Source organism: Paracoccus sp. J56, from assembly GCF_019633685.1.
GTDB lineage: Bacteria > Pseudomonadota > Alphaproteobacteria > Rhodobacterales > Rhodobacteraceae > Paracoccus > Paracoccus kondratievae.
In genome coordinates this window covers 1-11352 of the sequence record NZ_JAFL01000031.1, presented here as the reverse complement: position 1 = coordinate 11352, position 11352 = coordinate 1, and the positions used below count along the sequence as shown (strand labels likewise).

The window sequence follows — 11352 nt, the reverse complement described above, 5'->3', positions numbered from 1 at the left end:
TCGGCTCCGGTCTGCTTGCCTGTATTGTTCTGGTTGTGTCCAGCACATTTGGCCAAATGCGCAGGACAAGGCAAGCAAATGCCGGTCAACTCGGGTTGATCGCGACCTTTCAGATCGTCGCGGCAAAGCGGTGATGCTGCGGGAAATAACGCCGGGTAAGCGATATAGGCATGTTGTTCAGCCAGTCCAGCCGCTCGACCAGCAACACGGGGTCCCCGGGCTGCAGTTGCAGCGCGTCGGTTACGAAACGCTCATTTGCAAGGGCGGCGCCGATTGCCATGCTGCCGCGGTTGATCGGCACATGGCCAAGCAGCCATTCGCAAGGGCTGATCCGGCTAAGCGCCTCACGCGTCAGGCCGGGGGTGGCAAAGTGGTTGATCCAGCGTTCTTCGCAGCAATAGGGCGCGCCATCGGCGGTAAAGCTGGCGCGGACGCGCAGCAGCCGGTCATCGGTGCGCAATAGCATCGCCTGGGCAGTATCGGGCGGCGGCGGACATTCTTCGTAAAGCAGCAGCGAATAGCCGTAGGCCTTGCCTGTCGCCTCGATCTCGCGCCGCAAAAGAAAGCGGACCATCTGGACGCGGGGGTGCTGTGCGACGCGGGTGCCGACCTTGCGGCGGCGCTCAAGAACGCCGCTTTGCGCAAGTGCCTGCAGGGCGCGGTTGACGGTGGCGCGCGCACAGCCGAACTCGGATGCCAGCTCGGCTTCGGTCGGGATCAGCTGCCCTTCAGCCCATTCTCCGTTGTGGATGCGGCTCAGGACTTCTTCCTGGACGGTTTGCCAGGTCATGTTTCGTCGCTTGCGTTCCTGCAGCTCTGCCGAAAGTGCCTGTGCCATGTGGCTGGGTAGCTCGATCATTGTTTCAGAATACGTCTTTGTTCATTGAGGTTGCGGCAGAACTCAATACGCAGGCACTTGAACGAAAGCACTGCCCGAAGGGGGTGAGCACCGGATTCCAGAGCGGCCAAGCCAGCCCGACCGGGGGCCTGAAACTGGACCCATTCGTTCAGTTTTGAGTGCAAATTCCTGCAGGGGTCAAGGATATTTCCGAACGCCGGCCAGGATCCGCCTGTCACGGTTGACAATCCTCCGGCCCAGCACGACAAATCGGGCGATTTTCAAGAGGTGAGATTCTGTGTCGGACGTTTCGACATTCCGCGGCCAGGGTGTCTCTGCCACGGCCTGGACGGTGCTGGTCGCGATCAGCCTGTGCCATATGATCAACGACATTATGCAGTCCATGCTGGCTGCGATTTATCCGCTGCTGCGCGAAGAGTTCTCGCTGACTTATTGGCAGATCGGGATGATGACCTTTGCCTTTCAGGTCACGGCCTCGCTGTTGCAGCCGGCGGTCGGTATGGTGACGGATCGTAACCCGATGCCGCGCTCGCTTGCCTATGGTATGGGGGCCACCGTGGTCGGGGTGCTGCTGCTGGCGTTGGCGCATGAATATTGGGTGCTGTTGTCGGGGGCGATGCTGATCGGTGTCGGCTCGGCGGTGTTCCATCCGGAAAGCTCACGCGTGGCGCGCATTGCTTCGGGCGGGCGCTATGGCACTGCCCAATCACTGTTTCAGCTTGGCGGGAACTTTGGTCAGGCGTTGGGACCGCTGCTTGCGGCCTTTATCGTCGTGCCGCTGGGCCGGCCTTCGGTCGCCGTGTTTTCCATAGCAGCAATGATGGGCTCGGCGATGTTGTGGCGGATCGGCGACTGGGCCGAGGGGCGGCGCAAGGCCACGGTCGCCCGGACGCCGGGTAGCATACCGCTGTCGCGGCAGAGGGTGGCTTGGGCCATCGTGGTACTGGCGCTGCTGACCTTTACCAAAAACATCTATATGGCCAGTCTTTCGAGCTATTATACCTTCTTTCTGATCGAAAAGTTCGGGGTTTCCACCCAGCAGGCGCAGGTGATGCTGTTTCTGTTCCTTGCCGGAACGGCGGCGGGTGTGATCCTGGGCGGGCTGATCGGCGACCGGGTGGGGCCGCTGAGGGTGATCTGGTTCTCAATCCTGGGGATTTTGCCCTTTACGCTGTTGCTGCCTTATGTCGGGCTGGCGGCAACCGGGGTGCTGACGGTGCTGATCGGGCTGATCCTTGCATCGGCCTTTCCCGCCATCGTGGTCTTTGCACAGGAACTGGTGCCGGGCCGGACAGGGATGGTCGCGGGCATATTTTTCGGCTTTGCCTTTGGCATGGGCGGGATTGCGGCCGCCGTGCTTGGCCTTGTTGCCGACGCAAAGGGGATCGAATTCGTTTACCAGATCTGTTCTTATCTGCCGCTGATGGGACTGTTGACCATCTTACTGCCGCGGATGGAGCGGTAATTGCTGCCGGCCCGGGGGCTCTGCCCCCGGACCCCCGGGATATTTTGACACGGAAGAGACATGACGACGATCAAGGCAAGGCCGATTACAGCCGAGGAATTTGCCCCTTTTGGTGAGCTGCTGATTCCGCGCGAGGCGCCCAGCAAAATGATCAACGCCGGCCGTTGTGAGCGGCATCATGCGCTGGCCATGGTGGAGCGTGGCGGTGGTGAGGCGATCATCTCGATCTTTCGTTCGGAGCCGGTGAGCCTGCCTTACGACTGTGCGTTGCTGGAGCGGCATCCGCTGGGGTCACAGGCCTTTATGCCGCTGGGGCCTGATCCGTGGCTGTCGATCGTGGCGCCGGATGAAGGAGGGAAGCCGGGGGCTCCGATCGCGTTTCTGGTGCCCTCGGGCATAGGGGTGAACCTGCGTGCAGGGGTCTGGCATGGTGTCCTGACGCCTTTGGATCGTACAGCCGATTTTCTGGTCGTGGACCGCGAAGGTGAGGGCGTCAATCTGGAAGAGGTTGAGATCGCCCCGGTGACCGTCGAGGCATGAGCCTGCCCGATTATTCGATGGAGGAGGCCGCGCTGCGTGATGGCGCGCGCCTTGTTGCAGGCGTTGATGAGGTTGGACGCGGACCTTTGGCCGGGCCGGTGACGGCGGCTGCGGTGATCCTGGATCCCACCTGCATTCCCGAAGGGCTGAATGACTCAAAGAAGCTGACGGCCAAGAGGCGCGAGGTGCTGGCCGAACAGATCATGGCGTGTAGCGACTGGGCCGTCGGGCACGCCAGTGTCGAGGAAATTGATCAGCTGAATATCTTGCGCGCCTCGCATCTGGCGATGTGCCGCGCGATCGAAGGCCTGCGGCAGCGACCCTGTCTGGCGCTGATCGATGGCAACATGCTGCCCCGCGATCTGCCAGCTCCGGGGCTGGCTGTGATCAAGGGCGACGGGCGCTGCCTGTCCATTTCCGCAGCCTCGATCGTGGCCAAACTGTTGCGTGATCGCATCATGGTGGATTTGGCGCAACAGCATCCCGGATATGGTTGGGAGGTTAACGCCGGTTACGGCACACCTGCGCATCGCAAGGCGCTGCTGGATCTGGGCGTGACCCCATATCATAGGCGCAGCTTTGCACCCGTCCACAACATCTTGTGTAAAGAAGAAACCTCAAACCGTTGATTCAAAAAAGAATTTGACGGCGAATCGGTGCTGACTCATTATCGGCTCATAAATCGGCACCTAATAGCCGAAACCCGAGGCAGTGATGACTAAGCACGATACAAAATCCCGCGCCGCGGCGCGAACGCTTCCGCTTAACCAGATTTTGGCCGGAGATTGCATTGAGATCATGAATGGGCTGCCCGAGAGCAGTGTTGATCTGATCTTTGCCGATCCTCCGTATAACCTGCAGTTGCGGGGCGATCTGCACCGGCCCGACAACTCAAAGGTCGATGCGGTCGATGACCATTGGGACCAGTTCTCGGGCTTTGCCGCCTATGACCGTTTTACCCGCGACTGGCTGGCCGCCGCGCGCCGGGTGCTAAAGCCCGATGGGGCAATCTGGGTCATCGGCTCTTATCACAATATTTTCCGCGTCGGGGCCGAGCTTCAGAACCAGGGGTTCTGGATCCTGAACGATGTGGTCTGGCGCAAGGCCAACCCGATGCCGAACTTTCGCGGCAAGCGCCTGACCAACGCCCATGAGACGATGATCTGGGCAAGCAAGACCGAGGGTGCGAAATACACCTTTAACTATGAGGCGCTGAAATCGCTGAACGAAGGTGTGCAGATGCGTTCGGACTGGGTGCTGCCGATCTGTACCGGGGGTGAGCGGCTGAAGGATGCCGATGGAGCCAAGGCCCATCCGACCCAAAAGCCCGAGGCATTGTTGCATCGCATTCTGGTCGGTTCGACCAATCCCGGCGATGTGGTGCTGGACCCGTTCTTTGGCACAGGCACCACTGGTGCCGTGGCCAAGATGCTGGGCCGCGACTTTATCGGGATCGAGCGCGAGGAGGCTTATCGCGAAGTTGCCGAGAAGCGTATCTCGCGTGTACGCCGCTTTGACAGTGAGGCGCTTGCCACCATCCGCGCCAAACGTGCCGAGCCGCGCGTGCCCTTTGGCCAGGTGGTCGAACGCGGCATGTTGCGTCCGGGCGAAGAGCTGTATTCGCTTAACAACCGCCATAAGGCCAAGGTGCGCGCCGATGGCAGCCTGATCGGCAATGACGTCAAGGGCTCGATCCATCAGGTCGGTGCTGCGCTTGAGGGCGCGCCAAGCTGCAATGGCTGGACCTACTGGCACTTCCGGCGCGAGGGGCGGATGGTCCCGATCGACATTCTGCGCCAGCAGATCCGCGCCGAGATGGAGGCCGAAGAAGGCCGCGCCCACTGATTTTCCCGGTTCGCCAAGTCCCGAAGCTCCGCGAGCTCTGGCGCGGCCGGGACCGCCTTGCCCCGTTCGGCTAAAGGCCGGGCGGGGCCTTTTGGGTTGGGTAGCGCCCTATAGTGCGCCGCGCGGCATGGGCAGATCGCCGCGGTTATAAGGCTGCCAGTCAGTGATCTCGGGATAGAACTGCCGCCGCCATGCCCTGACGCGCGGGTTCATCCGCCGCCGCCACAGGGGTGGGACCATGGCAAGGAATGTCATGGCGGGATAGCCCATCGGCAGCTGTGGTGCCTCTTCGGCGCTATAGGTCTGTAACAGCGGAAACCGCCGGTCGGGCTTGTAATGGTGGTCCGAATGGCGCTGAAGGTTGATCAGCAGCCAGTTCGTCGCCTTATGAGCGCTGTTCCAGCTGTGACGGGGCAGGACATGTTCATAGCGTCCTTCGCCCAGATATTTGCGGGTCAGGCCGTAGTGCTCGACGTAATTGGTCAGTTCAAGCTGCCAGACCGCGATGAAGGCTTGCCAGATGAACAGCAACAACCCCTGCCAGCCGCCAAGGATCAGCGCCAGCGCAAGCATTGCCAGTTGTAGCGCGCCGTAACGCCAGAACGGGTTGCGACCGTCGAATTTTGAGCGGCCGGTACGTTCCAGCCGCCGCGCCTCGGCCTGCCAGGCGCTTTTGGGGCAATCGATCAGCACGCGTAGGAAAAAGCGAAAGAAACCCTCATTGTAGCGGGCCGAGACTGCATCGCGCGGCGTTGCCACCCATGAATGGTGGACAAGCAGATGTTCGGTGCGAAAGTGCGAATAGAGGGTCGAGGCCAGCAGCAGATCGCCAAGCCAGCGTTCAAGGCGGTTGCGCTGATGCAGCAGCTCGTGGGCATAGACTATGCCGATGGTGCCCGAGCCGATGCCGATACCAAAGAAAAGGCCAAGCTTTTCCCATCCCGACAGGTCACTGCGGGTCGCATACCAGATCGCGCCAAAGATCATCACCGCCTGTAGCGGAAACCAGATGATGGTGATGGCGCGATACCAGAACAGCTGCGTTTCCGGCGTCTCGGTTTCGGGGTTTTCTTCGTTCAGGCCCAGAACCGAGTCCAGAACGGTGGTCAGATACCAGGCGTAAACGGGCATCAGCAGGAACCACCAGCCGCCACGCCAGGCGGCAAGGGCGGCAAGAGGTACAAGCCCTAGCGAAAGCCAAAAGGGCAGGGCGTCTATCAGGCGGGAACGGAATGGCGTTTGCATGGGCGGTACAATGAAACCGTGATGGGGCAACGGGCTAAAACGACAAAACAGACGGACTTGAACAGCCAGACATCGCAGATGCGATTATGGCGTGTCCGGGCTGGGCTTGCCATGGCGGCGCGATGTCGCGGGTCTGGCCAGCGCCCATGCCTTGCGCATCAAACCGGGCAAAGCATCAGGACTGAAAGTGCCGAGCGGTGTCAGACTGCCTCTTTCCGGCGCGGCGGTCAATTCCGCTGTCATTACGGTCAGATCCAGAGAGAAGTGGGTAAAGACATGGCGGACGATGCCGATTTCCCGCCAGTCCGCTGAGGCGGGTGGTGGCACGTCTGAGCCGTCCCAGCCTGTCGAGGGAAAGGCCAATGTGCCGCCGAGCAAGCCCTTATCGGGCCGGGTTTCGACCAGTACGGCACCTTTGTCAAAACCGATCCAGACCATGCCCTGGCGCAGGGGCCTGGCCTTTTTGGGCATCTTGCGCGGCAATTCGGCGGCAATGCCTTTGGCCCGGGCGGAGCAATGGCTGATAACCGGGCAGATGCCGCAGGCCGGGCTGCGTGGCGTGCAGATGGTCGCGCCCAGATCCATCATCGCCTGGGCAAAATCGCCCGGACGCCCGGCCGGGGTCAGGCCGGTGGCCAGCGCGACAAGCTCGGGCTTGGCGGCGGGCAGGGGCGTTTCGACCGCAAATAGCCGGGCGGTCACACGCTCGACATTGCCGTCCACCACGGTTTCGGGCTGGTCGAAGGCGATGGCGGCAATGGCAGCCGAGGTATAGGGGCCGATGCCGGGCAGGGCGGCAAGGCCTTCGCGCGTGTCCGGAAACGCGCCCAGCTCCGAAACCTTGCGTGCGCAGGCGATCAGGTTGCGGGCGCGTGCGTAATAGCCAAGCCCCGCCCATTCAGCCATCACCTGCGCGTCCTCGGCGGCGGCAAGGTCGTGAACGGTGGGCCAAAGGCTGGTAAAGCGTTCGAAATAGGATTTGACCGCTGCGACGGTGGTCTGTTGCAGCATCACCTCGGACAGCCAGACGCGATAGGGATCGGCGCGGCCCTGTCCGGGGGGGACCCGCCAGGGCAGGATGCGGGCATGGCGGTCATACCAGGCCAGCAGCTCGGTCGGGATCACTGCCAGGTCACGCAATTTTCAGCCTCGTTTCTCTGGTATCCGGACGCGCCACAGTTCAGACTGCGATGCAGATAAACCATATGGTCGCCCGATGGCACAGAAGAAAGCAGAGCTACCGCCCCGCCGCCGTATGCGTGGCTTCGAGGCCGCCGCCCAGCTGGTCGCGTCGCGGGTAAAGGCTGCGGGTGAAACCCGGGGCTTTGCCGTCGCACGACTGTTGACCCATTGGACCGAAGTGGTCGGCCCCGAGATTGCCGCCCATACCCGCCCGGTCAAGATCAGCCATGGCAAGGGGATTGGCGCGACGCTGACGCTTTTGGTGCCGGGCGCTCAGGCGCCGCTGATCAACATGCAGCTTGGCCAGATCCGCGAGCGTGTGAATGCCTGCTATGGGTTCAACGCCGTCTCGCGCATCGTGCTGACCCAAACGGCGCCGCTAGGCTTTGCCGAGGGGCAGGCGCAGTTTACCCCCGCTCCTCGCCACGCTCCGGCCCCGCCGGACCCGGCCCAACTTGCCCAGGCCGAGGAGATCGCCGCGGGCTTTGACAACCCCGCGCTGTCCGCCGCTGTCAGGCGCATGGCGCTGAACATCCTGTCCCGCTGGGACTCCAACGACCGAAAGGCCACTCCATGATGCTGCACCGCCGCTCTCTGATTGCCGCCGCCACGGCCGCGCTGACCCTTTCCGCGCTGCCTGCTTTGGCGCAAGAGGCGCAACCTGCTGAAAACGCTCAGGCCGCCGAACAGATGCCTGAAGGCAAGGTCCTGCCCGATATCGTCCTGGGTCAGGAGGATGCCCCGGTCACGATCATCGAATATGCCAGCTTTACCTGCAGCCATTGCGCGGCCTTTCACGAGGGCAGCTGGCCCAGGCTGAAGGCCGAATATGTCGATACCGGCAAGGTTCGCTTTATCCAGCGCGACGTTTATTTCGATGCGGTCGGGCTGTGGGCGGGGATCCTTGCCCGCTGTGGCGGAGACGACAAATATTATGCCGTCTCGGACCTGATCTTTGACGATCAGAAAAACTGGCTGAATGCCAAGTCGGGCGACGAGATTGCCGCCAACCTGCGCAAGATCGGTGCCAAGGCCGGCATGACCGATGAGCAGATGGATACCTGCTGGAACGACAAGCAAAAGGTGGCCGATCTGGTCACGACCTTCCAGACCAACGCCACCGCCGACAAGGTCGAAGGCACGCCGACCTTCATCATTGCCGGTGAAAAGGTTCAAAACCAGCCTTGGGACGATCTGAAAAAGATCATCGACGCCAAGCTGGCCGAGGCTGAAAACAAGGGCTGAGCCAGCCCAGGGCGGCTCCGGCTGCGGTCGGGGCTGCCCTACAGGCCAAGCGCCTGCAGTCGCTGGGTCAGGGGCGAACTATCGGTCAGTTGCAGCCGCACCGGCAGGGCCAGCACCTTGTGGCGGAACCTGCGTGGCAGTCGCACCGCGTCCTTTTCCGTTGTCACCATCTGCGTCCCCGTCAGCCGGGCCTCGGTTTCGAGCCGGGTCAGAAGCTGGGGGGTAAAGGGCTGGTGATCTTCAAGCGCCTCGGCACGAACCACATCGGCGCCAAGGCTGCGCAGGGTGGCAAAGAATTTTTCGGGGTGGCCGATACCGGCAAAGGCCAGCACCCGCAAATCCTGCCAGTCCATTCCCGTCTGCAAAGGTGCGAGCCATCCGCTGAGGTGCGGCAGGGGCAGCCGCGGTCCCCAGGTTTCGGTAAAGCGGGCCTGTGCGTCGGGATCTCCGATCGACAGCAGCATATCCGCGCGCGCGAGGCCGCGATCGACCGGTTCACGCAAGGGACCGGCAGGCAGGCAAAACCCGTTGCCAAAGCCCTTGGCCGCGTCGACGACCACTATCGCCAGATCATGGGCAAGAGCCGGGTCCTGAAACCCGTCGTCAAGCAGGATCGCCTGCGCGCCCGCCGCGACCGCCGCCTGCGCTCCGGCCAGCCGGGCATTGGCCACCCAGACCGGCGCGAAGGCTGCCATCAACAGCGGTTCATCCCCGACCTGATCTGCCCTGTGGCGGGCTTCTTCGACGCGCAGCGGCCCTTTTTCGCGACCGCCATACCCGCGCGAAACGATATGCACGGCAACGCCCCGCTCTTGCAAAAGCTGGGCCAGCATGATGGCGGTCGGCGTCTTGCCGGTTCCGCCCGCGTTCAGATTGCCGACGCAGATCACCGGAACGCCGACCTTTGCCCTTGTGCCGCGCGACAGACGGCGTGCGGTGGCGGCGGCATAAAGCGCGCCCAGCGGCGACAGCAGCCGCGCGCCCAGACCGGGGCGGCGGAACCAGAAATCGGGCGCGCGGCGGCTCATTTTGTGGGCTCCATGGCGGTCAGGACGGTCTCGGCGATGCGGTGCAGGGCAGCCGCCCCGCCGGTGCTGACCGACCATGCATTGCCGGCCAGAACCGCCGCCTGATCGGGGGCGGACAGATCTGCAACGGCCCGGGTCAGTCCGGCCGTGTCAGTAACAAGCCGCGCGGCCGATGCCCCGTCCAGCTGGACCCATTCCGGGGCGTGCGCCCCGGTGATCGGGCCATGGATAATGGCCGAGCCAAGTGCAGCAGGCTCGAACGGGTGACGTGGCGAAAGGCCCGGACCGGGCAGCAGCGTTCCCCCCAGAAACGACACCGGCGCAAGCCGATACCACAGCCCCATTTCATAAGGATCGTCCGCGATCAGCACATGATCATCGGGCGAGGGGTCATCGTCATCCGTGCGCAGCACGGCGGCAAGACCAAGTGCCCCGGCCGCGACATGGATCTCGGGGACGAGCTCTGGCGGCAGGCCGGCGATGATCAGAAGGGCGCGGTGGTTGTGATGCAGCGCAGCCTGATGGGCGGCGAGTGCGGCCGTGGCCTCGGGCAGGGTCGGGCAGGCAGCCAGCCAGACATGGCGGCCGGCAAGGATCTGAGCCAGCGCGCGTCGCTCGGCCTCATTTGCTGAAAGCGGGGGCCGGGTCTCGGTGATCGGACCGGTCAGCTCGATCCGCTCGGGCGCTGCGCCAAGCTGGCGCGCGGCGGCGGCGGCGGTCGGATCGGGGGCGAGGATGTGGCTGATCCGGCCGATCAACCCGCGAATGACCGCCCCACGCCATGAGTGGCGGCGGTTATAGGTGACCAGTCGCGCCTCGCACAGGATCGCAGGCAGGTGCTGTTCAGCCATGGCGGTGATCAGCGCGGCGGGCAGATCGTCGCCAAGAATCAGCAGTGCGCGCGGCTGTAATGTCCGGACCACCTCGCGCGCGGCTGACGGGTCTTGTGGCAGCGGCAGCGTGGCGGTGGCAATCCCACCCGGCAGCGGGTCAAGGGGTAGGCGCGCGCCAGTCAGTACCACCCGCAGTTCCGGCCGGCGCGACTGCAATGCCTCGATCAGGGCGGTAAGGCGGGATGCCTCATCCCCTTGGGCCGAAAGATGCACGATCAGCAGCGGCCCGGTCCCGGCAGGGATCGCGACGGGCGCGCCCGGCCCGCCGGAAAGCACGGCGCGCCGGCGCAGGTGCAACCAGAGAGCCAGAGATGCGGGCGCGTCCGAAGGGGGCATCGTGACAGAAAGCGGGCTTAGCTGCCCAGTTCCTCGGTCGGGCTGACCTCGCGTTCCTCATCGCGCAGACGATGAAGATGAGCGATGAAATAACGCGTATGGGCGCTGTCCACCGTGCGCTGTGCCTCGGCCTTCCATGCGGCATGGGCCTCGGCATAGTTCGGGAAAATACCGACGATATGAATGTCTTTGGTGTTGCGAAACTCGGTGCGGGTGGGATCGACAAGTTCGCCACCGAATACAAGGTGAAGGCGCTGTGCCATCATATGCTCCTGGGTTCGGATTCCGGCGCGACCCTATCCGAGCCGCCGGGCGGGGCCAAGAAGATTTGCTTAAAATCAGCGATGCTTGGGATTTGCCGAGAATCAAGCCTGAGGCTAGGGTCAGGACTCATAACCAATAAATGACGATTGCGGCGAGGGCGATGGCTGAGAGGAAGACCTTTGGGCATCTGTCATATCGGGTTGCCACACGCCGCCAATCCTTGAGCCTGCCGAACATGATCTCGATCCTGTTGCGCCGTTTGTATCGGCGCTTGTCGTACTTCACCGTCATCTTCCGCTGTTTTCGACCAGGGATACACGCCCGTATCCCCTTGTCTTTCAATGCTTCTCTGAACCAGTCGGCGTCATAGCCGCGATCCCCGAGCAACCAATCGACATCCGGCAGGCTGCTCAACAATGCCCGCGCGCCAATGTAGTCGCTGACCTGACC

13 protein-coding genes are annotated in these 11352 nt (G+C 63.0%); 6 read left to right on the top strand and 7 right to left on the bottom strand.

Annotated elements, in window-relative coordinates; all coding sequences use genetic code 11:
• Nucleotides 1–109: 109 nt before the first annotated feature.
• Nucleotides 110–790, bottom strand: coding sequence for a GntR family transcriptional regulator (locus M511_RS16550; RefSeq protein ID WP_227493369.1), 681 nt, complete (start codon nucleotides 788–790; stop codon nucleotides 110–112).
• A 346-nt stretch (nucleotides 791–1136) separates the two neighbouring features.
• Here M511_RS16550 and M511_RS16545 point away from each other — a divergent pair, with 346 nt between their 5' ends.
• From M511_RS16545 to M511_RS16530, 4 genes are all read left to right on the top strand, one after another.
• A complete protein-coding gene (locus M511_RS16545; protein WP_010399345.1) occupies nucleotides 1137–2324 on the top strand; it encodes an MFS transporter in 1188 nt (395 codons plus the stop codon).
• A gap of 60 nt (nucleotides 2325–2384) precedes the next feature.
• A complete protein-coding gene (locus M511_RS16540; RefSeq protein ID WP_010399343.1) occupies nucleotides 2385–2864 on the top strand; it encodes an ureidoglycolate lyase in 480 nt (159 codons plus the stop codon).
• Nucleotides 2861–3493, top strand: a complete 633-nt coding sequence (locus tag M511_RS16535; protein ID WP_085502793.1) for a ribonuclease HII — start codon at nucleotides 2861–2863, stop codon at nucleotides 3491–3493. Before M511_RS16540 ends, M511_RS16535 begins: the two co-directional genes overlap by 4 nt.
• A gap of 85 nt (nucleotides 3494–3578) precedes the next feature.
• Nucleotides 3579–4709, top strand: a complete 1131-nt coding sequence (locus M511_RS16530) for a site-specific DNA-methyltransferase (RefSeq protein WP_029372580.1) — start codon at nucleotides 3579–3581, stop codon at nucleotides 4707–4709.
• A 108-nt stretch (nucleotides 4710–4817) separates the two neighbouring features.
• Here M511_RS16530 and M511_RS16525 read toward each other — a convergent pair whose 3' ends face one another.
• Nucleotides 4818–5954 (bottom strand): alkane 1-monooxygenase, encoded by a 1137-nt coding sequence (locus M511_RS16525; RefSeq protein WP_085502791.1) that lies wholly within the window; start codon nucleotides 5952–5954, stop codon nucleotides 4818–4820.
• A gap of 84 nt (nucleotides 5955–6038) precedes the next feature.
• Nucleotides 6039–7094 carry an A/G-specific adenine glycosylase gene (locus tag M511_RS16520; RefSeq protein WP_010399334.1) on the bottom strand — a complete coding sequence of 352 codons (1056 nt, stop codon included), beginning with the start codon at nucleotides 7092–7094 and terminating at the stop codon, nucleotides 6039–6041.
• Between the two features lie 76 nt (nucleotides 7095–7170).
• Here M511_RS16520 and M511_RS16515 point away from each other — a divergent pair, with 76 nt between their 5' ends.
• Complete coding sequence (locus M511_RS16515) at nucleotides 7171–7713, top strand: DUF721 domain-containing protein (protein ID WP_029372578.1); 543 nt, start codon at nucleotides 7171–7173, stop codon at nucleotides 7711–7713.
• On the top strand, nucleotides 7710–8381 hold the full coding sequence (locus M511_RS16510) for a DsbA family protein (protein WP_085502789.1): 672 nt from the start codon (nucleotides 7710–7712) through the stop codon (nucleotides 8379–8381). Before M511_RS16515 ends, M511_RS16510 begins: the two co-directional genes overlap by 4 nt.
• 38 nt (nucleotides 8382–8419) lie before the next feature.
• Here M511_RS16510 and lpxK read toward each other — a convergent pair whose 3' ends face one another.
• The 4 genes from lpxK to M511_RS16490 form a co-directional block, all read right to left on the bottom strand.
• Complete coding sequence (lpxK, locus tag M511_RS16505; RefSeq protein WP_085502787.1) at nucleotides 8420–9409, bottom strand: tetraacyldisaccharide 4'-kinase; 990 nt, start codon at nucleotides 9407–9409, stop codon at nucleotides 8420–8422.
• The gene (locus M511_RS16500; protein ID WP_237701554.1) at nucleotides 9406–10599 is read right to left on the bottom strand and encodes a 3-deoxy-D-manno-octulosonic acid transferase; all 1194 of its coding nucleotides are present in this window, start codon (nucleotides 10597–10599) and stop codon (nucleotides 9406–9408) included. Before M511_RS16500 ends, lpxK begins: the two co-directional genes overlap by 4 nt.
• A gap of 56 nt (nucleotides 10600–10655) precedes the next feature.
• Entirely contained in the window at nucleotides 10656–10901 is a 246-nt protein-coding gene (locus M511_RS16495; RefSeq protein ID WP_010399322.1) for a DUF4170 domain-containing protein, read from the bottom strand.
• Nucleotides 10902–11028: 127 nt separating this feature from the next.
• Nucleotides 11029–11352, bottom strand: a 324-nt coding sequence (locus M511_RS16490; protein ID WP_139824594.1) for an IS5 family transposase, incomplete at its 5' end; no start/stop codon positions are given.